Raw genomic sequence first — 22,031 nt, forward strand, 5'->3', positions numbered from 1 at the left:
ACTGGACACCGCACAGAAAAAACCGTAAAATCAACCATTAATTCATTCCTTATAAAACACCCATCTTACAATCACGTTGGTCAATCCCCTTTGGAGCACTCCATGAAACCGCACCGCCTGGTGTCCCCGGTTTTTTTCGTCGTCCTCCTGTGTCTGGCGGCCGTGGCCCTTGCCCTGCCCGATGTCCCGGATGACCCGACCCTGGCCGCCACCAACAACACCATCACCGTCTCCTGGAAAACCGTGGCCGATGCCGACGGGTACACCATCTTCTGGGGCGAAACCGAAACCGAGGTCACCAACGAAACCAACCCCCTGAAACGAACCAACAGTGAGCTGGGGCTCACGGACCCGGTGGACGCGGACGAGGATGTGAGCTTTACCATCGGTGCCGCCTCCGGGGTGACCCTGGAGCCCGACACCACCTACTATGTGGCCATCTCCGCCTTTGAAAGCGACCGGGACAGCGCCCTCTCCGGCATCGAATCCATCACCACTGAGACCGACCCCGAGGTCCCGCCCGCCCCGGCCAACCTCACCCTGGACCTGCGAACCGATGCCAGCATCACCATAAGCTGGGACAAGGCCGCGGACTCCGATAATGTCACCGCCTATACGGTCAGCGTGGAAAAGCGCGTTGCAGGCGTCTTTCAGAGCGTCTCCCTCACACCGGATTCCCCCATAGACGTCAACGACCCCAAGGCCACCTACTCCGGCCTTGATGCCGACACCCGCTACCGGTTCCGGGTCACGGCCACCAACGCCCAAGGCAACTCCGAACCGTCGTCCTGGCTGGTGGTGGATACCTTTGCCGCCGGTCAGACCCGGGACAACCTGGCCCCGGAAACGCCCATCCTCTCCCAGGACGACCACCCCCCTGAACTCCTGGAAAACCTGAGCGTGCGCGTCCTCTTTGATGGAAACAACGACGGCATGGCAGACCTGTCGGTCTACAGGGTGTACTACGGCACAGACCCCGCCAACCTGACCGACCAACAGGACGTGTCACCTGAAAACGACGCCATCATCCCCGGCCTTGCCGAAGATACCCGCTACACCTTCCGCGTTTCGGCCATCGACACCAGCACCAACGAAACCCCCCAGTCCGACGAAAGCGTCTCCATCTTCGTGGAAGAGGTCCACGCCCTTTTGGACGACCCGGAGACCTTTGAAGGGGGCTGCTTTGTCAACGCCTCCCAAGAGAGAGCCTCCCCCCGGCCACTCCCCGTCGTCCCTATGGCCCTGGCCATTGCGGTCCTTGGCCTTGCCATAAAACCCCGGGGCATCCCCCTCCTGCTGACCACCCTTCTCCTCCTTCCGCCCGCCACCGGCCACACCCAAGACCCCAACACCATCGGCATCAAGGCAGGCTTCCACCGCCTCACAGACGACCGTTACAAAGACATCTACGGTGAAAACGCCATCTCCGGTACCCTCTTCTACCAACGATCACTGAGCGGCCCCCTCACAGCCTCCCTGGAAGCGGGCTACGTTAAACGCACCGGCACCAAACGCACGGACTCAGGCCAGGAAAGCAAGGCCGAAACCGAGCTGATCCTCGTTCCGCTCACGGCAAGCCTCACCTGGGAGAGTCGCGTGGCACAAGAGGTCATTCTCTTTGCAGGCGGAGGGCTGGACTACTGGTACTACAGGGAGACAAGCGATACCCATAAGGTGGATGCATGGGATGACGGGGACTACGGGGTGGCAGGGTACCACGGACGCGCCGGCATCAAACTCTTCACCCGCGACCCCTATTTTGACAACAAGGCCGGGGTCATCATCGAAACCGTCTACTCCGTCATCGACCGGTTCGGCGACAACGCCATCGACCTGGGCGGCTGGACTTTCAACGCCGGTATCTTCCATACGTTTTGACAGAACCAGGCAAACGTGCCTCCGGCGGCTCTGCCGGGGGTCAACCTTTTAAAAAGGTTGCCAAACTGGTTTTGAAAGCTATTTCATCTTGTTCGGGTGCGTTATCTAACCGACTGATTTACATAAACAATCTATAATTCCCCAAGAATACCGCTGGGATTTGACCCGAGGAACGAGGGGCAAAGCCCGGCGGTAACCTGCTTTCAAGGTGGCACACCTTGCCGCCGGAGGCGCTTTTTCATTCACGTTGGTGCTGTTATTCCGGGGATTGGATCTGGATTCGATGGGGGTGGGTATAGACGAAAAGCCCTTCGCCCCGGGCAAGGGAGCAGAGGGTGATGCCAAGGCCTTCGGCCAGTTCCACGGCAAGGGCGGTGGGGCGGGAGACGGCTGCGATGATGGCGATACCGGCACGGGCGGCCTTCTGAACCATCTCGTAGCTGATGCGGGAGGAGAGAACGAGGAAACGGGCCTGGCCCAGTTTTTTTTCAAGGAAGAGCTTGCCCACGGCCTTGTCCAGGGCGTTGTGGCGACCGGCGTCTTCGGCAACGGAGAGGATCGTGCCTGAGGCATCTGCCAGGGCCGCGGCGTGGGAAGCCCGGGTGATCTCTCGAAGGGGCTGGTGGGACCCGAGCTCGTCCAGGGCGTTGCTGACCACCCCAAAGGCCACGGGCGAGGTGTCCACCATTGAGGTGGCCTGGCGCAGGTCGTCGATGAGCTCCTTGCCGCAAATGCCGCAGCTGGTCTGGCTGATAAAACCACGGCGGTCCAGGATCTCCGGGACGATATCGCTGCGCTGGGGGGTCAGGGTCACGGTGACCACGTTGACGTCTTCATCGCAAAAGGCAAGGGTCCCGAAATCCTCCACCGCATCCACGATGCCCTCCCCCAGGCAAAACCCCGCCACATGGGCGATCTCATCGCCGGGGGTGCGCATCACCACGGTGTAAGGGTTTCCCTGCACGCGAATGGAGAGAGGCTCTTCGGCCAGAAGCTCCTGGGTGGTTTCCCGCACCTCACCGGACACAATGTGACGAATCCGCTGGGTACCGTGACTCTTCATGATGCCTTCCTTAATAAATAAAACAGCAAAAAAACAGTGCCTCCGGCGGCGAGGTGTGCCACCTCGAAAGCTGGTTGCGAATGCGCTTTCCCCTTCGTCCCTCAGGGAAAATCACATTCGCCCTTAAAAATCAGGGGTTACTCGCCAATCATTTTTTAAGACCTGTTTGTTAAACTTTTTTAAAAGTTTAGCCCCCGGCAGGGCCGCCGGAGGCATCTTTAACCGGGCAGCCATGATACATCACATCCGCTGCCCGGTATGGACACGGATCAGGACCCTGCGGTGAGTCCCTGGTTCCCGGCTCGCCTGGTCTTTCCACCGGCCACGGTGGTCTCCGTTACGCACACGTGCTCTTCCACACGGGAGCCGATGAGCTGTCGGACCATCTCGGCTGTCTCTTCCACGGAGAGATGGGCGTAATCCGCGTTGGGGATTTCGTCCAGGACCTCAATGTCCAGGTGGTGCTTGCCGTGGAAGTTCATGCTGTGCTTGGGCAGGGCCTTGCGGGTCCCGTTAATGGCGATGGGCAAAATGGGCAGCTTCAGCTTGTGGGCCAGGATAAACGCCCCGGGCTTGAAGGGCCTCAGGTGCCCGTCGAAAGAGCGGGTGCCTTCCGGGAAAAAGTAAACCGAAGCACCCTGCCTCAGGGTCTTTTCGCAGACATCCATCATCTCTGCGATGCTCTCCTTATCCCCCCGCTTCAAACGGACATACCGGTTCATCACCATGTTCCATCCCACAAAGGGCACCTTGAAAATCTCGGCCTTGGAAACCCACTTAAAGGGGAAAAACAGAGTAAAGGCAGCCAGGATATCCAGCTGGGACTGATGGTTGGAGACCACCATGTAGGTCTTCTTCCAGTCCACCTTGCCGCGTCCCCGGGTGGAGATGCGCCAGGCAGGCATGGTCCAGATATACACCGAAGCCCAGAAGCAGGAGTAAAGGTGAAGCACCACGAGCCGTTTGTCAAAGGGGCGGGTCACCAGCCAGATAAGCACCGCACCCAGGTAGAAAAAGACACAGGTAATGCCGATGTAAGCCAAAAACAAAGTGGAAATCAGTCGATTCAACATGAGGATTCGGTCCCCTTTTCATCAATGTCTATTTTATGAAACCGTCGTTCTATTTGTGGCACAAAGTGATCTTTATTTCAAGGCGTCTGCTCTGAATCTCGTTTCATTGACCACCCTCTCCATGCTATGAAGAAAACAAACTTTTTTATTGCACAAGGGGTCCTGACCAGCAAAGGTTCCCCCCTTCATCCAAACACAACCAGACCCCGTGCGATCCCCTTTTCATTCATTCCGAAAAGATGCGACGCCACGGTGACGATATCGCAACCTGTGAGGAGGCAATATGGCGGTCCAGTGGTACCCCGGCCATATGAAAAAAGCGAGCGATGAAATTCGCAGCGCATTGAAAAAAGTGGATGTGGTCATCGAAATCATCGACGCCCGCATTCCCGTGTCCAGTTCCAACCCCATGCTCAAAGAGCTCAGGGGATCCAAACCCTGCGTTAAAGTCCTGAACAAAAAGGACCTCGCCGACCCGACAGTCACCGCCCGCTGGATCCAGACCATGGAAAAAGAGGCCAACACCCGGGCCGTGGCCATCGAGGCCCTCAAGAAAAAAGAGGTGGACAAGGTCAAGGGCCTTGCCGCCTCCCTGGCTCCACCCGACATGAAACGCGGGGTCCGGGCCCTGGTGGTGGGTATCCCCAACGTGGGAAAATCCACCTTCATCAACACCCTGGCAGGCCGCAAGGTGGCCAAGACCGGCGACGAACCCGCCGTAACCCGCCACCAGCAGCACGTCCGCATCGACGGCGGCCGGGACGGCTTTGATATCGCCGACACCCCCGGGGTGCTCTGGCCCAACCTCGCAGACCATCGGGGCGGCATCCGCCTGGGTGCCACCGGCGCCGTGCGGGACACGGCCCTAGACTACCTGGAAGTGGCCCCCCAGGCCGTGGTGGACCTTCTCACCCATTACCGGGAGCTGCTGGTGGGCCGATACAAGCTCAAGACCGTTCCCGAAGAGGGGCTGGAACTCCTGGCTGAAATCGGCAAAAAACGGGGCTGCCTTCGCAAAGGCGGGGTGGTGGACCTGCACAAGGCCGCTGAAATCGTCTGCAAAGAGATCAAAGCCGGTGACCTGGGCCGAATCTCCCTGGACTGGCCCGAAGATTATCAAAATGAAGAAAATGAGGACGATGAGTAAAGCGCCCTTACCGAACAAGTAAATCATCGGTCCACACGGGATTGCACGGCAGAAAACCGGAAAAAATCATCATGCGATCCTGACCCTTATGCCGATAACCGATTGACAAACCGCCGACAACTCATTTAGATATACTGAAGCGGAAAAAGGAATAAGAGGTGTATTCAAGGCCCGCACCCGGGCCTTGACGGGGTGGTCAAATCCAGTGAGCTTTTTGCCAGTGTTTTTTTGATTCATACGCCTGAAGACAAGGCGTCCCGCATCGATAATCGGTTTGGTAATGTCTATCCGAGCCCGGACAAATCATTTCTTCTTATCCACAGATAGAGATGCATAACTCAGGACCTATGGAAAAACGATCCAAAGCAAAAAGAGAGATGTCCCTGTCTGAAGCGACCTCCCGCCTGATCTCCCATATCCTCAAAATGGGCCAGGCTGAAATCATGGATCTTCTGGAGCTTGTCGAAAAGAAACACTTCGAGAAGAAACGGAAGTCTCCGCGGTTCGAGTACTACGGCGAGGCTGTCTATGTGGTCAAGGGAAGGGCATACACAGGGTTTATCAAAAACATCAGCACCGAGGGGGTCTTCATCGACACCCCGGATGTGGCCGAGTCCGGCGAAAAGATCATCCTCTCCTTCGAACTTCCCGAAGGGGAACACATCCGCGTCTCCGGCACCGTGGTCCGGGGCGAAGGAAACGGTTTTGCCGTCTCCTTTGACCGCACCATCGACGGCAACCTCTCCCACCTCAAGCGCCCCGTGGCAGAGACGGACGCAGCCGGTCCGTTGAGGCGGGGAAAATAGCTCTCTTTTTCCACAACCCAGAAACACAAAAAGGCCCGCCTTATCGGCGGGCCTTTTTTTATGTGTTCGCGCCTGCGTGCCGGAAAAAGGGCCTACAGCTCGTCCAGCTTAAACGCGTCGTGGAGGATGCGCACGGCCAGCTCGGCGTAGCGTTCGTCGATGACGCAGGAGATGCGGATCTCGCTGGTGGTGATCAGGCGGATGTTGATGTTCTCGTCGGCCAGGGCCTGGAACATGCGGGACGCCACACCGGAGTGGTTCTTCATGCCCACGCCGATGACGGACACCTTGGCGATGTCGTCGGCCACGAGGACCTCTTTGCCCCCAAGCTCTTCGGCCACCCGTCGGGTGATCTCGATGGCTTCCTGATAGTCGGTCTTGGTGACCGTGAAGGTCAGGTCGGTCTCACCGCCGGAACGGGTGTTCTGGATGATCATGTCCACCTGGATGCCGGCTGCGGCAAGGGGGGAGAAAATCTTGGCCGAGACACCGGGCTGGTCCGGAACCTTCTTGACGGTGATGCGAGCTTCGTTTTTATCTAAGGTCACGCCGGAGACGACAAGCTGCTCCATGCCGGAATCTTCGTTGACAACCATGGTCCCTTCCTCCTCATTGAAAGATGATCTAACGTGGATCGGCACGTTGTATTTCTTGGCAAAGCCCACGGAACGAATCTGAAGGACCTTAGCCCCCAGGCTTGCCATTTCGAGCATCTCGTCATAGGAGATCCTCTCAAGTTTTCTCGCTTTATCGCAGATCCTGGGGTCGGTGGTATAGATCCCATCCACGTCCGTATAGATTTCGCAGGCGTCAGCCCCCACCGCCGCAGCAATGGCCACGGCCGAGGTGTCGGACCCGCCGCGCCCCAGGGTGGTGATGTTGCCGTCGCAGTCCATGCCCTGGAATCCCGCCACCACAACGATCTTCTTCTCATCCAGAAGGCGTTTGATGCGGCTTGCGCCGATGCGCATGATCCGGGCCTTTCCCGCCCCGTTGTCTGTCTGGATCTCCGCCTGGAAACCGAGGAGGGACTCGGCCTTGTAGCCCATCTCCTGGAGGGTCATGGACATCAGGGAAACCGTTGTCTGCTCGCCGGTGGAGAGGAGCACGTCCATCTCCCGCTTGCAGGGCTTGCTCGAGGCCTGATGGGCCATCTCAATCAGTCTGTCGGTAACGCCGCTCATGGCTGAAAGCACCACCACCACGTCGTTCCCCTCGTCGTAAGCCCTGGCAACGCGCTTGGCCACATTGTGAATGCGCTCCAGATCCCCGACGGATGTACCGCCATATTTTTGTACGATCAGTGCCATTGTTTCTCCATTGTAAAAGCCGTATATGTTTCAGGGTCTTGTATCAGACTTGCGCCTTCAAGTCCACATCCGGATGCACACACTGCATGGTGATCACACGCTCATCCGGGCCTTCTTCCCGAATCGTAACCACCAGATCCGTGCCGAGCTCGGTGTCATCGGATCGCTCGGGCCACTCCACCACAATGACACCGCCCTCCTGGAGCATGTCACGATACCCGATCTCCTCCAGCTCGTCGCCCCCGCCCAGACGGTAGAGGTCGAGGTGAAACAGGGGCAGACGCCCAGGGTACTCGTTGACGATGGTGTAGGTGGGACTCGTCACGTGATACGCCTCGTCCACCCCCAGTCCCCGGGCAAGTCCCCTTGCAAAACAGGTCTTTCCACTGCCCAGATCCCCGGCCAACGTGAGCACAAGGGGGCCGCTCACGGCACAGCCCATGAGGCGTCCCACCTCTTCGGTCTCTTCCGTGGATGCCGTGGTCAGGACCACGCGGCCCCGGGCGAGCAACTCGCCGATATACGATGAATGTTGGGTCATTGATTCTGCCATGCTGCGGCACATCACCGGCCGCCGGGTCAAAGGGTTGAAAAACAGCCTCCGGCGGCCCTGCCGGGGGACAAACTTTTGAAAAGTTTAACAAACAGGCCTTACGAACGACGCGGACCGGCCGAAAGCTCTCGGTGAGCCGACTGTTTTAAACATTACGGACATACCGGAAAGTTTTTGCGGAGCTTTTTTCAAAAAGCGACCCGCCGGAGGCGCCATTCAGATGACCCGAGTTTCGGGGGCTCGGGGTTCAAGGTTGCCGGCCATGGCGTCTGAGAGGACGCCGGGCAGCAGGTCAATGAGACGCGAAGCGGCCATGCCGGTCTGAAGCCCCTGGTCCATGAGGCGGTTGGCGGCTTCGCCGTGGAGGTACACGCCCATCTCCGAGGCCTCTCTACAGGAAAACCCCTGGGCCAAAAGGGCACCGATGAGGCCGGTGAGCACGTCCCCGGTGCCGCCCGTTGCCAGAAGGGCGTTACCCGTGGGGTTGATGGCACAGCGGCCATCCGGGTGGGCCACCACAGTGCCCGCCCCCTTGAGGACCACATGGAGCCCTGTCTGTTTGGCAAAGGCCCGGGCAGCCCCCAGGCGATCTTCCTGGATCTCACGGACCGATGCGCCGGTAAGCCGCGCCAGTTCCTTGGGATGCGGGGTAATCACGGCCTCGGCCTTGATCTCGCGCATCAGCTCGGGCTTTTCAGCCAAAAGGTTCAGGGCGTCGGCATCCAGAACCATGGGGACAACGGAAAAATCGAGGAGAGCGGCAAGGGCGGACAGAGCCCCCCTGGCGGTGGTCAGGCCGGGTCCTGCGGCCACGGCATCCTTACCCGAAAGAAACCCGGCCAGGGTTTCGCCGCACCCCGGATGAAAGCTGCCGTCCTCCCCGTGGGGCAAAGGCAGGCTCATGGCTTCCAGGCAACGGGACTCAAAGGCGGTGTTGATGCACGCGGGAAGGGCCACGCTCACCAGCCCGGCACCGCCGGAAACCGCGGCTCCGGCAGCCAGGATCACAGCCCCGCTCTTTCCCGAAGAGCCCCCCATCAGGGCAAGGTGCCCCCGGGTGCCCTTGTGGGCGTGGGGGCTGAAAGGAGCCATCTGCCCCATGACCTGCTGACTTGTAATCAGGCTGCAGGCTATCCCGGCCTGCTCCACGGCCCGGTTCGGAATGCCGATGTCCACAACGGTCAGCTCGCCGCAATGCTCCCAACCCGGATAAAGAAAATGCCCCGCCTTGGGAAGGCAGAAGGTAGCCGTGGCCTGGGCCGTCACCGCACACCCCAGCACCCGGCCCGTGTCCGCACACACCCCGGAAGGGATGTCCACGGCCAGCACCGGGCCTTTGGAAGCATTCACGGCCGAAACCACCTCCGCGTAAAGGCCGGTGACCTCCCGCTGAAGACCGGTTCCGAACAAAGCGTCCACCACCATGTCGCAGTGGGACAAGGCACGCGTCAAGGCCGTCAGATCCACCTCTTCGACCACCTCCACCACCGCAACGCCCAGGGCCTCCAGCAGCGAAAGGTTCTCAAAGGCCTCCCCGGAGATACCGTCCGTTCCCCCCACCACAAACACAGGGGCCTCCACCCCGCGCTCGGCAAGGTACCGGGCCACCACAAAACCATCTCCCCCGTTGTTCCCCCGGCCAGCCACCACAACCACACGCGAAAGAGCCCTGCCCCCGGCCAACCGGTCAAGGGCCGCCACACACCCGCGCCCCGCACTCTCCATGAGCACGCGCCCGGGAATGCCGATCTCAAGAATGGTCCGACGGTCGATCTCCTGCATCTGCGTTGCGGTGGTTACCTGCATGGGAGCCTCCTTAACAAATATGCCTTGTTATGCTCAAAATCGCAGAAAAAACCCAGCCTCCGGCGGCGAGGTGAGCCACCTCGAAAGCTGATTGCCCTTGCGCTTTGTCCCTCGTGCCTCGGGCCAAATCGCAAGGGCCTTCGGCTCGGGCTTCGCCCGAAACATATGCTGGTGGTTTATACGAGCGATACGACAAGCCTTGAAGGGTAAGGTATCCTTATCGTAACCCGCTGATTATCGGGTTTACCCGATGTGAATCAGGAAGACAGGCGAACCAATCAAAAAAACTCGCACCGGGTATTACATATAAATAGAAAAGGCCTCTCCTGCAAAGGCGGTTGCCATATGTCCCCCTCCACGCGAATGCCTCGAAGCCGTTTGGGTACCGATGGCCTTCGTGCATTCGCATTCAGGTTTCAAGGTGCCCCCACCTTGCCGCCGGAGGCGTTTTTGCCGTTAGTTATGCAGCTCTTTCACGAGCTGGGCCATGTCGCGGACGGCCTGGTCCAGACCGATCATGGAGGCCCGAGCGATGATGCTGTGGCCGATGCTGTACTCGTCGATCTCAGGGACCTCTTTAAAGGCTTTCACGGAGTCGTAGTTGATGCCGTGGCCGGCGTTGACGCCCAGGCCCAGTTCGTGGCCGAGTTTGGCGGCGGCTTTGATGCGGTCCATCTCTTCGCGTTTTTCAGCGTCGGTGACGGCGTCGCAGAAGGCCCCGGTGTGGATCTCGATGAAGTCGGCGCCGATCTCTTTGGCGCAGCGGATCTGGTCCAGGTCCGGGTCGATGAAGATGCTCACGGGGATGTCGCCGTCCTGGAGCTCTTTGACGGCTTCTGCGATATGGGATTTCTGGGCCAGCAGGTCCAGGCCCCCTTCGGTGGTCACCTCTTCGCGCTTTTCAGGCACCAGGGTCACCAGCTCGGGCTTGATGTCCAGGGCGATGGCCAGCATCTCTTCGGTGGCGGCCATCTCCAGGATAAAGCGGGTCTGGATGACCTGGCGAAGCAGGCGGATGTCGCGGTCCTGCACGTGGCGGCGATCTTCCCTCAAGTGGGCGACAATGCCGTCGGCACCGGCCATTTCAGCGCGCGTGGCAGCGGCAACGGGGTCGGGGTAGGTGGCCCTGCGGGCCTGGCGAAGGGTGGCGATGTGATCGATATTGACTGCAAGTCCTGCCATGGATGGGTACTCCCAATTGGATCGGTTGGTTGTAATGGCTCCGCTTGCGTCGAACATGGAATAGGCGAAGCGAAGGAGTTGTCGAGCATGGAAAAGCAGGGGCCGCAGAGGGCGGTACCCGGCTGCTTTTTCCGGAGTGTAACACCGGGGTTATCCCGGATCAACCCCCGTTGATCACCTCCTGCGAGTTCTCCAAGAAGGATTGATGACAACAGGTTCCCTGCCTTGCCACGCCCCATAAAAAAAGGGCTCCGGATTGGAGCCCTTATATATCGTTGAGGAGTCTTGCGAATCAAAAATAGTCCAGCCCGGCCCCGGGTTCAATGAGGCCGAGGAGTTCCACGCTCTTTTCGGCCATGGCGGCCTCCTCATCCTCCCCCAGCTCATGATCGTACCCGGCCAGGTGAAGGATACCGTGGACCAGGAGCTGGCTGTAGCGTTGATCAAGGGTCACGCCCCGATCGTCCGCCTCACGGGCCGCGGTGTCGCAGGAGATGATGACATCGCCCAGAAGCGGAGAGACAAAGGAGGAGTCGCCGTCGTCCATGGCAAAGGAGAGGACATTGGTGGTGGCGTCTTTTCCCCGGTACTGGCCGTTGATCTCGCGCATCTCTTCGTCGTCCACAAAAGAGAGGGAGAGTTCCCGGTCACTTAATGCCAAGGCGCTTAAGATGACCTTCCCCTTCTCCAGGATCGCGCTCTGGGGGACCGGGTGCGTCCCCTGCCGATTGTCGATTTGAATCTCCATTTTTTGCCTTCTGTCCGTTGCCCGATTTTTCGGGGTATTTGATGCGGTGGTGGTTGATGCCGCTGAGCACCACGTTGAATCGCTTGGCCATGATGTGGAGGTCTTTTAAGGTGATCTCACAATAATCGAGCTGACCCGAGGCGAAAATCTTGTTGATCAGGTTCTGCACCAGCCCCTGAATACGTGCCGGGGTGGGGTTGTCCAGGGAACGGGTGGCCGCTTCCAGCACGTCGGCCATCATGACGATGGCGGCCTCAACGGTCTGGGGTTTGGGCCCGGGGTACCGGAAATCATCGGGGTTCACCGTCTCTTCGGTGTCCTCTTTCTGGGCTTTTGCCTTTTCGTAGAAAAACTCGATGATGCTGGTGCCGTGGTGCTGCTGGATGGTGTCCATGATGGGCTTGCCCAGGCGGTACTGCCGGGCGATCTCAATGCCCGCCTTGACGTGCCCCGTGAGGATCAGGGCGCTCATGGAGGGCGCCAGCTTGTCGTGGCGGTTCTTCCCGTCGCTCTGGTTCTCGATGAAGTACTGGGCCTTTTCGATCTTGCCGATGTCGTGGTAGTAGCCGCAGACCCTTGCCAAGAGGGGGTTTGCCCCGATCTCCGAGGCCACGGCATCGGCCAGGGTCCCCACGATGACGCTGTGGTTGTAAGTGCCCGGCGCCTCGATCATGAGCCGCCTCAAGATGGGCTGGTCCAGGTTGGCCAGCTCCAGGAGCTTGATGTCCGTGGTGTAGTCGAAGAGCATCTCCAGAAGGGGCGCAATGCCTGCGGTGACGATGCCCGAGGCGATCCCGCCGGTAAAGGCGAACAGGGCGCTCCACAGGTAGATCTCCAGGGAGATGTCGCTGGTGTAGGTGACCACCCCGGTGGCCAGGACCACGTTGAGAAGCCCCAGCTTGGCGCCGGCCTTGATGAACACCTTGCGTTCCCGGCAGTTTTTCAGCCAGAAGGCGGCCATGGCCGAGCTCAGGAAGATGTAGATAAACATGGGAAACTGGTTGGCAAAGACCAGGGTCACCAGGGCGGCAAAGACGATGGAGAAGAAGAGGGCCGCCTCCATGCCCATGAAAAGGCAGACAGCCATGGCCCCGGCGGCCACGGGCATGCCGAAGTAAACCGAGATCTCATGGATGTCGAACTCCACCGACGCTCCAATAACACCGGGCACGGACAGGGAGATCTTGGCCACAAAGAGAAAGGTGACAAGGACCGTGGCCAGAAAGAACATGTTCTTGTTTCGGTCTTCGATGCCCTCGTTTTTCGGCCGGTAGTGGACCAGAAAGGCGATCATGAGGAAAAAGGCCGTCACCATGGCCGCGCCGATGCTCCGGGAAAACAGGTGGCGGTTCCGGGTCTGGTGCTGGAGTTCCTGGAGTTTTGCCAGCTGAAGCTCGGTGACCCGCTCCCCTTCCCGCAGGATCATCTCCCCCACCTTCACCTTGAAAAGAACCGGCTTCACCTCTTCGGCGGCCCGTTTGGCACGGCTTTCGGTCTCGCTGCCGTTCAAGGTGATGTTGGGCTGCAGCATGCGCTGGGTAAAGTCCACAATGAGGTTCAGGGCGGTGTAGTCCACATCCGCCGCCTCTTTTTTGAACAGGGGGTCGGCCACGATGCGCACCATGGTCTGGGCCTGCTCCAGGCCGTAGTAGGCCTTGAGGTTCTTGGCCACGGACTCTTCCTTGCCGTCCACGGTGCGCAGGGTGATGCCCCTGTCGCCCTGACGAAGCAGGAGGTCCTTGTTGGCCACCACCCCGTTGGTCATGATCTCGGTGTAGATACGGCAGATGAGGTCCTCGATGGTCTTGGAAAAGAGGTGGGTCTCAAGGACCTGGAAGGCCCCCCGGCTCACCTCAATACCGATCTTGTCCTCAAACTCCTGCTTTCTCAGCCACACCTCTTCCAGGGGGGTGGCTGCAACCGTGGTCTCTTTTCCCGGCTCCACCGAAGGCTGGGGGGGCGGGGGAACCGGCGGCTGGGTCAGGATGGTCCGAAACTCGGAAAAAGCGCTCCGGACATTGGCCACCTGGCGGGCCACCACCTCCGTGTTGTTGTCGTACACAGGAAGGACCGAACGGATGGCAAGCTTCCGGCTTGCCTCGGTGGCGGCGTCGTCCTGGATCAGAAAGTCTCGGGGGGCCTTGATGTTCTTTTCAGCGATGTCTCCCACGCTGTAGGAGAACTTGGTCACGGAGAGGTTGGGATAGATGATCAGGGTAAAAAACAGGGTGATCAGCCCCAGCAGGATCCAGAGCACATGGCCGCTGGTCACAAAATACGCACGGACCGACTCCCGAAAGGGAAGCCGCTTCTCAGGTCGAAGATTCATCTTGTATCGTACGCCTCTTAAAGTGCCTGTTCCGCGCGCCGACGCTTGGAAAGGTCGTTCTTCTCGTAGGCCGAGATAATCTTCATCACCAGCTTATGGCGCACCACGTCGTCCTTGGTGAATTCCACAAACGAGATCCCGCGGATTCCCTTAAGGACACCGCGGGCCTCTTTGAGCCCCGGCACCTTTCCGTTGGGAAGATCCACCTGGGTCACGTCACCGGTGATGACCGCTTTGGAGTTGAACCCGATGCGGGTCAAAAACATCTTCATCTGTTCGGAGGTGGTGTTCTGGGCCTCATCCAGGATGATAAAGGCGTTGTTCAGGGTCCGCCCGCGCATAAAGGCCAGGGGGGCCACCTCAATGGCTCCCTGCTCCATGAGCTCCGTCACTTTTTCGTAGCGCAGCATGTCGTGCAGGGCATCGTACAGGGGACGAAGGTAGGGGTCCACCTTCTCTGCCAGGTCTCCGGGCAGAAACCCCAAAGACTCCCCGGCCTCCACAGCCGGACGCGTAAGGATAATACGGTTCACCTGCCCGCTTGTCAGGGCGGCGACGGCCATGGCCATGGCCAGATAGGTCTTTCCGGTCCCTGCCGGGCCGATGCCGAAGACAATATCGTGCTCCCTGATGGCATCGATGTACGCTTTCTGATGGGGGCTCTTGGGGGTGATGGGGCGTTTCGTGGCGGTGGTGAACACCGTGTCCATGAAGATGGACTTCAGGTTCACCTCGGGATCACCGCTCACCGCTTTAATGGCGTGATCGATGTCGCTGGGGTAGAGAGGCAGCCCCTCTTTGACGAGGGAATAAAGCTGGTTCAGCAGGGTGACGGCCAGCTTGCGGGCCACGGCATCTCCCTGAAGGGTCACCTTGTTGCCCCGGGCATGGATGGTGATGGCCAGGGCGTCTGCGATCTTGGTGAGGTGACGGTTCTTCTCACCGAACAGCTGCATGGCGTGCGCGTTGTTTGAAAACGACAACTCGCTGGTGCTGTTCTCCAAATTTTCTTCCATGTATGAGCCTTCGCGATGCCCTGCCCTGTCACAACATGAAACAAAGCCGGGCGTTCCCTTATATGTTGCCTGACCCGATTTCAGCAGGGAAAATCAAAAACGGTGGTAACGTCAGAAAACCGGAACGGTACAGCCGCCCGGTGCCCCTCAGGGTCACCATTTCGGGGGTATCTGCCTGAGAGTGAAAGTCATTTTGACATGTATGCATTCTTAGCACACATGATTTGCCGAATGCAAACTGAAACGTAACCCCCTCTAACCCAAGGAAAAATGCCTTGACTCCCCGCCTCAGCTTCTGCTAAGCAAGCAGATTGATCGGTGCGAAGGCCGCACCGTGCCGTGGCATTCGACGCTTTCACCTTACCGTTTTACCAGGCGCATCTCACCATGGAGGCCCGCTGATGAACCCACTGGATATCACCTTTTGCATCGTAATCGCCTTCTGCCTGATCCGGGGCGCCTTTCGGGGTATCGTCAAAGAAGCCTCCGCCATCATCGGGGTCTTCGGCGGTTTTTTCGCCGCCTACACCTACTACCCCCTGCTGGCAGACCAGCTCAGCCGGTTCATCGATTCTGAAGCCTGGCTCAACATCATCAGCTTCCTTGTCATCTTCGGCGCTGTCTTTGCCGCTGTCTCCGCCCTGGGCGTCCTTATCAAATACCTGCTCAAGGTGGTGTTCCTGGGGTGGGTGGACCGCCTCTGCGGTGCCGGGTTCGGCCTGGTCAAGGGCGTTTTGATCTCTGCCGTGCTCCTCATGGTCTTTGCCACCTTCCTGGACAAGGGCGCCCCCCTGATCCGGCAGTCCAAGACAGCGCCCTACATCACCATCGTTTCAGAGGCCCTCTCCGGCTTTGCGTCCAAGGATCTCCGCCAGGAGTTCACCTCCAAAATCGAAGATGCCAGAAAAATTTGGGAAAAGCGCTTATAGCGCCACCGGCCGCCCGGCCCGACCCCAGCCCCGAAAAAACCAGCCCTGCCCTGTGCAGGGCCTTTTTTATTAAAAGGTCACCCTTGTGAACGACACACGAAAACTCATCCAGCGCCTCAGGGCCGAAAATGGTTGCCCCTGGGATCGAAAACAGACCCCCGTCTCCATGGTCCGGTACCTCATTGAAGAGAGCTACGAGCTCCAGGAAGCGATCCACGGCGGGGACCCCGGTGAAATGGCCGAAGAGCTGGGGGACACCTGGTTTCAGATGGTCTTTCTCATCCACCTGCTGGAAGAGGCCCACGGGCTCTCGTTTCCCGAGGTGGCCAAGGCCAACCAGCGCAAAATGATCCGGCGCCACCCCCACGTCTTCGGGGACGAGACCGCCGACACCGTGGATGAGGTGAAGACCCACTGGGCCAGGATCAAAGAGGAGGAGAAGGCCGAGGCCCCCGCCTCCCTTCTGGACACGGTCACCTCGGGCACCCCGCCCCTCATGAGGGCCCGGGACGTCTCCAAGGTCACGGCCGAGGCCGGGTTTGACTGGGACGACATGGACGGGGTCATGGACAAGGTGGACGAGGAGTGGGGCGAATTTAACGAGGCCCTTGCCTCGGGGGACAAACAGGCCGCCTCCCTGGAATTCGGCGACCTGCTCTTCACCCTGGTCAACGTGGCCCGCTTTGCCGGCATCGACGCCGACGCAGCCCTGGCTTCCTCGGTGGCCAAGTTTGAAAAACGCTACCGCCTCATGGAGAAGCTCCTGGCCAAAGAGGGGCAGCGCCCCGACCGAAGCAGCTCCTCGGCGGTGGACGCCATGTGGGAACGCGCCAAAGAGATCAACGACGGGGCAGACGATGCCCCCAACACGTAACTGGAGATGTGACACACCATGATAGCCATCATCGACTACGAAGCCGGCAACCTCACCAGCGTGGAGCGGGCCATTCGGTCCCTGGGTCGCGACTGTGTGGTGACCGGTGACGCCCGGACCATCCGAGAGGCCGAACGGGTAATTTTCCCCGGCGTGGGCCAGGCGGGCAGCGCCATGGCAAGCCTGAAGCGCACGGGCCTGGACACCGTCATCCACGAGGTCTACGAGTCGGGCCGCCCCTTCATGGGCATCTGCCTCGGCACCCAGATCATCCTCTCCCACAGCCGTGAGCACGACACCCCCTGCCTCGGCCTCCTCAACGGGGAGGTGGAAGCCTTCCCCGCGAAGATGAACGATACCGACGGCTCCCGGCTGAAAATTCCCCACATGGGCTGGAACCGCATCCGCCCCGTGGCGGACCACCCCATCCTGGAAGGGATCACAGCCGAAGACGAGTTCTACTTTGTCCACAGCTACTACCCCGAGCCCGCGGACCGGGCCCATGCCCTGGCCGAGTGCACCTACGGGATCACCTTTCCCGTGATGCTGGGCCACAAGAACCTGGTCTCATCCCAGTTTCACCCGGAAAAGAGCGGCAAGGCCGGCCTTAAAATCTTAGACAACTTCTGCAGGTGGCAACCATGTTAAGCAGGCGCATCATCCCATGCCTGGACGTGCGCGAAGGGCGCACCACCAAAGGCATCAAGTTCAAGAACAACGTGGACATCGGGGACCCGGTGGAGATGGCCCGGCTCTACTACGAGCAGGGCGCCGACGAAATCGTCTTCTACGACATCACCGCCTCCCATGAAAAACGCAACATCATGATCGACGTGGTCCGCCGCGTGGCCGAGACCATCTTCATCCCCTTTTCCGTGGGCGGGGGCATCCGCACGGTGGAAGACATGCGGGCCGTGCTCCTGGCAGGCGCCGAAAAGGTGAGCGTCAACTCCGCGGCCGTCAAAAACCCGGAGATCATCCGCCAGGGTGCCGAAGCCTTCGGCAACCAGTGCGTGGTCCTGGGCATGGACGTGAAACAGGTGGAGGTCAGCGAGACCATCCCCTCGGGCTACGAGATCGTCATCAACGGCGGACGAAAACACATGGGCATGGACGCGGTGCAGTGGGCTCTCAAGGCCCAGGAGCTGGGAGCAGGCGAGATCTGCCTCAACTCCATTGACGCCGACGGCATGAAGACCGGCTACGAGGTGAACCTCACCCGCCTCATCTCCGAAACCGTGGACATCCCCGTCATCGCCTCGGGGGGTGCCGGAGAGCCCGAACACCTCCGGGAAGTGCTGACCGACGGCAAGGCAGACGCCGCCCTCATCGCCTCCATGGTCCACTACGGCGACTACACCGTCCCGGGCATCAAGGACTACCTCCACGACGCCGGGGTCAAGGTCAGGCACCGCTGGTAACAACCGGCTCATCAACTGACCCGTAAAAAAACAAAAAGGCCGAAAACGATCTCTTTTAAATCGTTTTCGGCCTTTTTTGTTCGTGTCGCTGCGGACACCCGCGCCTTGTATAAAATCTCAGCGGCCTTCATCATCAAGGCCTGAAATGTACGCCCTTAACCCGGATATTTCACGAGTCGAGTGCACCCAGATTCAAGGGATCAGACATAATCACCGCGCCTGAACTTCACGGCTTCGATACCGGCCAGGGCCGCGCTCTGCTCGGCCAGCTCCCGCACCTTGGGGTCGGGCTCATCGCTTAAGGAGGCGGCAAGCTCCGTGGCCAGGGAGCCCATCTCCCCCACCAGGGATTCCACCTCTTTCAAGGGCACATCCGGGGACTCCATCTTCAGGGTGTAGTCTTCCAGAAGGTTCAACAGGGCGGCGGTGCGCTCGGCAGTGGGTGACGGGCCTGCTGCGGGAATGACAGGGGGCATCACCGCACGGATCTCGCCCAGGGGAGCGGCGGCTGAAGCAGCTCCCGGGGCCTTGGTTGCGGTCCCTTCGGAAGGACCGGCCTGTTCCCGGGCCGCCTGGTTCAGCACCTGATCAAAGGAGGCGGCCCCTTCCCGGGACGTGGCGGCGCCTGCTGCGGGTTTCGCGGTTCCCGCGGGCCCCATGGGGTTGATGGAATTGAGTTTCATGATGGACTCCTGTGGTGGGATCGGTTGACCGGGGCCTCACCCCTTGCGCGCGTTGTCGGCCCCTCTTTCTCGGTTCCGGTTAAGCACGCCCGCCACGCGATCCGACGGATTATCTGTACGCCTTGCCCCACGGTACGAAGCAAAGCCTGCCACCCTCAAATCTATTCAAAAGGTGTGCCACAGATGGAGCTTTCTGGCTGTTTTTCATCCAAGCCCGCCATTGACGGGGCTTGCGCCGCCCTTTGGATAAAAAAAGGCACCGGTATAGGGGAAAAATTTTCCCACCGGTGCCGTCGGGCTGTCTGTAATAACGAGTCGGCCGGGGTCACGGTGCCCCTGTGTCCGGTCAGACGTACTCGTTGATGGCCGAGGCGATGATCTTGTCGGCCACCTTGTCTGCGGGCACGGCGTAGCGCCCCTCCTTCACCTCGTTCCTGAGCTCCTCCACCTTTTCGGTGCGGATGTCCGGGGTGTTCATCATGGCGTCACGGGCGATCTGCATGTCACGGGAATCCCTGGAGAGGGTGACCCTGTCCTGCGCAGCACGCTCTGGGCCCTTACCGGCCTGCGTCCCCTGCTTTGCAGGGTTGGCTTCCGACACCTCTCGCATGTAGAGCTGCCTGCCGTAATTGGCATTTGATTCAGAGATTTTCATGTCTCTCCTCCGGGTCGGGGTTTCCGTCCTCACGTCTGTAATGATCCATCAGGGAGCGGATCCTCTGTCCCTGGGGACCGTTGTTGCCGACGGTGAGTGTGCTGGTGGTCTTCTCATCGTTTTCACCGATGTAGTTGTACACAAACCGCCCGTTTTTCTTGCGTTCGAGCTCGGACTCCCCGCCCTTCTCTTTCCAGACCTGGGCGGCCGCCTCCACGTCTTTGTCACCGGATGCGCCGGTGGTGGTCAGGCGATTGATGATGTCAGAAGCCACTTTATCGATAACGGCCTTCCGCTTCCCTTCCGCCGATAAGGTAATCTTATCATGGGTCGGTGCATTGTCAAGACCGAGATCTTTCTGACGATTCAATGCCTTATTCTGGCTCACCTGCTTGCTGTAAGTCTTTAAAACATTGTTTATCTGGTATGACGGTACATGCATGACATCTTTCTCCTTAGTCTTGGCATCGGCAAAAATTGCCCAGACATTAAGGAAAAAAACAAACAAAATAAGCAGGGAAGCCGTGGAGCCCGTCAGTTGCGGGTCAGAAGATAGTTCCGAATAAAATGACGGTGGCTGCGGAAGGCGATCTCCGGCAGGTCATCCAGGGGAAAGAAACGGGCATCATCGGCATCATCCCCGGCAACGGGCACACCGGTCCAGGACCGAATCAGGTACCCCATGAGCAGGACGGTGCCGTAGTCGGGGTTGGGGTTGGTGGTCACCCCCAGCAGGCTCCGGATGCGGCCGTCGATGCCGGCCTCCTCCCGGAGTTCTCTGACGGCGGCCTCTTCCGGGGACTCCCCCAGTTCCATGAACCCTCCGGGAAGGCACCACATCCCCACCTTGGGAGGCACGTTGCGTTTGATGAGGAGCAGCCGCTCCTCGTCGTCCACCACCACCACACAGGAGGCGGGAACCGGGTTTTCATACAAAGGGGTGGCGCAGGCCTCGCAGTAAAGGCGGTCCCGGCCCTCCACAAATCGCCTGGAAAGGAGCCCCCCGCAAAAGGGGCAATGGGTCTTCTGTCGAGACGTGGTCACGGACTCTTTTGGATTGCTGCACGCGGAGTGCATTGCATCAGGTGCCATGGGCCCTCCCAAAAACAAAGAAAAAGGCGGCCCGATAACACATCGGGCCGCCTGAAACGTTTCACACAGACGAGGGGGCAAAACCACGGCCTCGCGCCCCCGGGAGCCGGATCATGGGATCCGTTGCCGCCTGCTACTCGTCAAAGTCACCTTCCGGCCCTTTGTCCGAGCAGATCAGTGCGGCCTTGGCGCGGATCTTCTCTTCGGTCCACTCTGCCTTGTCCTCCACCACCTCGGCCTTGGGGCCGGGGTTGTAAGAGCCTGTCTCCAGGATGTCCTGGACACACAGGGAACCGGTACCGCCGGCGTTGAAAACCTCGGTGAGCAGGGTGTAGGTGAACTCTTCCACACGCTTGGTCATGCGCTCACGGATTTCACGTGCCTGGCCGAGGATCTTGTTCTCAAAGGGGAGGTTCAGCTTCTTGAAGTTGCTGCCCTTGATGCCCTTTTCATCGGCATAGGCCTTCATCTCCGCCCAGAGCTCTTCGCCGAGGCCTTCACCCTTGATCTTGATGAGGTCCCCGTTTTCATCCATCACCGCGTTGCCGAACTCGTTGACCTCCATGCCCCAGGAGAGGAGCTGCAGGGCCGTGGCCACGTTGGCCTTTGTGGTGGCGGTCTTTTCGGCGATGGCGCGCAGGCGGTCGGAGTCGTTGCCGCTGGTGCCGTGCTGGGCACCGGAGACCTTGTAGGGCTCCAGGGCCTTGTGGATCTCTTCGGTCAGCTCCACGTTGATGCCGGAGCCGCTGGCCTCAATGCCGTGGGTGGTGCCGTTGTTCAGGGCGATCCAGTCCGCATGGATGTTGTGGGCGTTGAGCCCCTGAATAAGGAACAAGGCCTCTTCCGGTGAGGAGAGTCCCTCGGTGCCTTTGATCTCACCCACCTCGGTCTCCAGACCGGCCCACTCGGGGATGTAGGGGTTGATGGCGATGTTGGCCAACAGGTTCTCGTCATCGGGCTGATGGGACGCGTCGATGGCGATGGAGGTGACCCCGGCGTCAAAGATGGAGGGGATCTCCACCTTGCCCGCTTCAAGGTCGGCCTGGGTCTTGATGGCGTAATGGTCGGTGTGGATGGCCACGGGCACGGTGACCCCCAGCTCGTTCATCACCGCATCCACCTGGCGTGCCATGTTCCAGAGGCTGGTGGGGCAATAGGCGTTGGCCCCGCCTTCGGACTTGGCAATCTCGATGATGATGGCGGCATCGGCACGCTGGGCCGCGGCCAGAACGCCGCGGATCACAAGGTGGCTGCGCCCGTTGGCCGCAATGGTCATGGCCCCGCCCTTCTTTCGCATGGCACGGTCGATGTACCGACCACTCACGAGAAGAGCCTTGGAGTTGGGAAAAAGTTTTTCTACTGTGGGGGGACGACCGATTTTGAGTGCGCGATCAAAGTCAGACATGGTCTCTCTTTTTCTCCTTGTATATTAGGGACCGACAGGGCCCCTTTGTCGCGGTTGAAAA

Annotated in this window: 21 protein-coding genes; 7 read left to right on the plus strand and 14 right to left on the minus strand. The window is 59.7% G+C overall.

Annotation, left to right across the window (positions count from 1 at the left end):
* Positions 1–102 precede the first annotated feature (102 nt).
* Positions 103–1,878, plus strand: coding sequence for a fibronectin type III domain-containing protein (locus tag MSL71_RS06245; protein WP_180137900.1), 1,776 nt, complete (start codon positions 103–105; stop codon positions 1,876–1,878).
* A 256-nt stretch (positions 1,879–2,134) separates the two neighbouring features.
* On the opposite strand, the gene fdhD is transcribed toward MSL71_RS06245, so the two are convergent.
* Complete coding sequence (gene fdhD / locus MSL71_RS06250; RefSeq protein WP_180137902.1) at positions 2,135–2,941, minus strand: formate dehydrogenase accessory sulfurtransferase FdhD; 807 nt, start codon at positions 2,939–2,941, stop codon at positions 2,135–2,137.
* Positions 2,942–3,210: 269 nt separating this feature from the next.
* Positions 3,211–4,014: a lysophospholipid acyltransferase family protein gene (locus MSL71_RS06255; RefSeq protein ID WP_180137904.1), complete on the minus strand. Its 804-nt coding sequence runs from the start codon at positions 4,012–4,014 to the stop codon at positions 3,211–3,213.
* A gap of 283 nt (positions 4,015–4,297) precedes the next feature.
* Between MSL71_RS06255 and ylqF the strand changes: the two genes are divergently transcribed.
* Together ylqF and MSL71_RS06265 are read left to right on the plus strand one after the other, a co-directional pair.
* Positions 4,298–5,161, plus strand: coding sequence for a ribosome biogenesis GTPase YlqF (gene ylqF, locus MSL71_RS06260; RefSeq protein ID WP_180137907.1), 864 nt, complete (start codon positions 4,298–4,300; stop codon positions 5,159–5,161).
* A 347-nt stretch (positions 5,162–5,508) separates the two neighbouring features.
* A complete protein-coding gene (locus MSL71_RS06265; protein ID WP_180137909.1) occupies positions 5,509–5,967 on the plus strand; it encodes a PilZ domain-containing protein in 459 nt (152 codons plus the stop codon).
* A gap of 92 nt (positions 5,968–6,059) precedes the next feature.
* Here the strand turns inward: MSL71_RS06265 and MSL71_RS06270 are convergent, their stop codons facing one another.
* The 7 genes from MSL71_RS06270 to MSL71_RS06300 form a co-directional block, all read right to left on the minus strand.
* Positions 6,060–7,277, minus strand: coding sequence for an aspartate kinase (locus MSL71_RS06270; protein ID WP_180137911.1), 1,218 nt, complete (start codon positions 7,275–7,277; stop codon positions 6,060–6,062).
* 43 nt (positions 7,278–7,320) lie between these two features.
* Entirely contained in the window at positions 7,321–7,818 is a 498-nt protein-coding gene (gene tsaE / locus MSL71_RS06275) for a tRNA (adenosine(37)-N6)-threonylcarbamoyltransferase complex ATPase subunit type 1 TsaE (protein WP_180137913.1), read from the minus strand.
* 228 nt (positions 7,819–8,046) lie between these two features.
* Positions 8,047–9,636, minus strand: a complete 1,590-nt coding sequence (locus tag MSL71_RS06280) for an NAD(P)H-hydrate dehydratase (protein WP_180137915.1) — start codon at positions 9,634–9,636, stop codon at positions 8,047–8,049.
* A 456-nt stretch (positions 9,637–10,092) separates the two neighbouring features.
* On the minus strand, positions 10,093–10,818 hold the full coding sequence (locus MSL71_RS06285; RefSeq protein WP_180137917.1) for a pyridoxine 5'-phosphate synthase: 726 nt from the start codon (positions 10,816–10,818) through the stop codon (positions 10,093–10,095).
* 292 nt (positions 10,819–11,110) lie between these two features.
* Positions 11,111–11,479: an rRNA maturation RNase YbeY gene (ybeY, locus tag MSL71_RS06290; RefSeq protein ID WP_246317726.1), complete on the minus strand. Its 369-nt coding sequence runs from the start codon at positions 11,477–11,479 to the stop codon at positions 11,111–11,113.
* Positions 11,466–13,895 (minus strand): HD family phosphohydrolase, encoded by a 2,430-nt coding sequence (locus tag MSL71_RS06295; protein ID WP_180137922.1) that lies wholly within the window; start codon positions 13,893–13,895, stop codon positions 11,466–11,468. The genes ybeY and MSL71_RS06295 overlap by 14 nt, the downstream gene beginning before the upstream one ends.
* A 17-nt stretch (positions 13,896–13,912) precedes the next feature.
* The gene (locus tag MSL71_RS06300; protein ID WP_180137924.1) at positions 13,913–14,911 is read right to left on the minus strand and encodes a PhoH family protein; all 999 of its coding nucleotides are present in this window, start codon (positions 14,909–14,911) and stop codon (positions 13,913–13,915) included.
* A 401-nt stretch (positions 14,912–15,312) separates the two neighbouring features.
* Here MSL71_RS06300 and MSL71_RS06305 point away from each other — a divergent pair, with 401 nt between their 5' ends.
* The 4 genes from MSL71_RS06305 to hisF all read left to right on the plus strand — a co-directional run bounded on the left by MSL71_RS06305 (position 15,313) and on the right by hisF (position 18,135).
* Entirely contained in the window at positions 15,313–15,840 is a 528-nt protein-coding gene (locus MSL71_RS06305; protein WP_180137926.1) for a CvpA family protein, read from the plus strand.
* Between the two features lie 85 nt (positions 15,841–15,925).
* Positions 15,926–16,714, plus strand: a complete 789-nt coding sequence (gene mazG / locus MSL71_RS06310; RefSeq protein WP_180137928.1) for a nucleoside triphosphate pyrophosphohydrolase — start codon at positions 15,926–15,928, stop codon at positions 16,712–16,714.
* 18 nt (positions 16,715–16,732) lie between these two features.
* The gene (gene hisH, locus MSL71_RS06315; protein ID WP_180137930.1) at positions 16,733–17,362 is read left to right on the plus strand and encodes an imidazole glycerol phosphate synthase subunit HisH; all 630 of its coding nucleotides are present in this window, start codon (positions 16,733–16,735) and stop codon (positions 17,360–17,362) included.
* A complete protein-coding gene (gene hisF / locus MSL71_RS06320; protein ID WP_180137932.1) occupies positions 17,356–18,135 on the plus strand; it encodes an imidazole glycerol phosphate synthase subunit HisF in 780 nt (259 codons plus the stop codon). The genes hisH and hisF overlap by 7 nt, the downstream gene beginning before the upstream one ends.
* Positions 18,136–18,335: 200 nt before the next feature.
* Here the strand turns inward: hisF and MSL71_RS06325 are convergent, their stop codons facing one another.
* From MSL71_RS06325 to MSL71_RS06345, 5 genes are all read right to left on the minus strand, one after another.
* Complete coding sequence (locus MSL71_RS06325; RefSeq protein ID WP_180137934.1) at positions 18,336–18,818, minus strand: hypothetical protein; 483 nt, start codon at positions 18,816–18,818, stop codon at positions 18,336–18,338.
* Positions 18,819–19,164: 346 nt separating this feature from the next.
* The gene (gene flgM / locus MSL71_RS06330) at positions 19,165–19,473 is read right to left on the minus strand and encodes a flagellar biosynthesis anti-sigma factor FlgM (RefSeq protein WP_180137936.1); all 309 of its coding nucleotides are present in this window, start codon (positions 19,471–19,473) and stop codon (positions 19,165–19,167) included.
* Positions 19,460–19,915, minus strand: coding sequence for a DVU0524 family FlgM-associated protein (locus tag MSL71_RS06335; RefSeq protein WP_180137938.1), 456 nt, complete (start codon positions 19,913–19,915; stop codon positions 19,460–19,462). Before MSL71_RS06335 ends, flgM begins: the two co-directional genes overlap by 14 nt.
* Before the next feature lie 92 nt (positions 19,916–20,007).
* A complete protein-coding gene (locus MSL71_RS06340; protein ID WP_246317727.1) occupies positions 20,008–20,565 on the minus strand; it encodes an NUDIX hydrolase in 558 nt (185 codons plus the stop codon).
* A gap of 133 nt (positions 20,566–20,698) precedes the next feature.
* Positions 20,699–21,970, minus strand: a complete 1,272-nt coding sequence (locus MSL71_RS06345) for a class II fructose-bisphosphate aldolase (protein ID WP_180137940.1) — start codon at positions 21,968–21,970, stop codon at positions 20,699–20,701.
* Positions 21,971–22,031 lie beyond the last annotated feature (61 nt).

The sequence above is a fragment of the Desulfoluna butyratoxydans genome, from assembly GCF_900699765.1.
In the GTDB taxonomy this organism is placed as follows: domain Bacteria; phylum Desulfobacterota; class Desulfobacteria; order Desulfobacterales; family Desulfolunaceae; genus Desulfoluna; species Desulfoluna butyratoxydans.

Bases quoted from the DNA above. Each gene is read 5' to 3' on its own strand.
- MSL71_RS06245 (WP_180137900.1), top strand. From the start codon at position 103: ATGAAACCGCACCGCCTGGTGTCCCCGGTTTTTTTCGTCGTCCTCCTG.
- fdhD (WP_180137902.1), bottom strand. From the start codon at position 2,941: ATGAAGAGTCACGGTACCCAGCGGATTCGTCACATTGTGTCCGGTGAG.
- MSL71_RS06255 (WP_180137904.1), bottom strand. From the start codon at position 4,014: ATGTTGAATCGACTGATTTCCACTTTGTTTTTGGCTTACATCGGCATT.
- ylqF (WP_180137907.1), top strand. From the start codon at position 4,298: ATGGCGGTCCAGTGGTACCCCGGCCATATGAAAAAAGCGAGCGATGAA.
- MSL71_RS06265 (WP_180137909.1), top strand. From the start codon at position 5,509: ATGGAAAAACGATCCAAAGCAAAAAGAGAGATGTCCCTGTCTGAAGCG.
- MSL71_RS06270 (WP_180137911.1), bottom strand. From the start codon at position 7,277: ATGGCACTGATCGTACAAAAATATGGCGGTACATCCGTCGGGGATCTG.
- tsaE (WP_180137913.1), bottom strand. From the start codon at position 7,818: ATGACCCAACATTCATCGTATATCGGCGAGTTGCTCGCCCGGGGCCGC.
- MSL71_RS06280 (WP_180137915.1), bottom strand. From the start codon at position 9,636: ATGCAGGTAACCACCGCAACGCAGATGCAGGAGATCGACCGTCGGACC.
- MSL71_RS06285 (WP_180137917.1), bottom strand. From the start codon at position 10,818: ATGGCAGGACTTGCAGTCAATATCGATCACATCGCCACCCTTCGCCAG.
- MSL71_RS06295 (WP_180137922.1), bottom strand. From the start codon at position 13,895: ATGAATCTTCGACCTGAGAAGCGGCTTCCCTTTCGGGAGTCGGTCCGT.
- MSL71_RS06300 (WP_180137924.1), bottom strand. From the start codon at position 14,911: ATGGAAGAAAATTTGGAGAACAGCACCAGCGAGTTGTCGTTTTCAAAC.
- MSL71_RS06305 (WP_180137926.1), top strand. From the start codon at position 15,313: ATGAACCCACTGGATATCACCTTTTGCATCGTAATCGCCTTCTGCCTG.
- hisH (WP_180137930.1), top strand. From the start codon at position 16,733: ATGATAGCCATCATCGACTACGAAGCCGGCAACCTCACCAGCGTGGAG.
- hisF (WP_180137932.1), top strand. From the start codon at position 17,356: ATGTTAAGCAGGCGCATCATCCCATGCCTGGACGTGCGCGAAGGGCGC.
- MSL71_RS06325 (WP_180137934.1), bottom strand. From the start codon at position 18,818: ATGAAACTCAATTCCATCAACCCCATGGGGCCCGCGGGAACCGCGAAA.
- flgM (WP_180137936.1), bottom strand. From the start codon at position 19,473: ATGAAAATCTCTGAATCAAATGCCAATTACGGCAGGCAGCTCTACATG.
- MSL71_RS06335 (WP_180137938.1), bottom strand. From the start codon at position 19,915: ATGCATGTACCGTCATACCAGATAAACAATGTTTTAAAGACTTACAGC.
- MSL71_RS06340 (WP_246317727.1), bottom strand. From the start codon at position 20,565: ATGGCACCTGATGCAATGCACTCCGCGTGCAGCAATCCAAAAGAGTCC.
- MSL71_RS06345 (WP_180137940.1), bottom strand. From the start codon at position 21,970: ATGTCTGACTTTGATCGCGCACTCAAAATCGGTCGTCCCCCCACAGTA.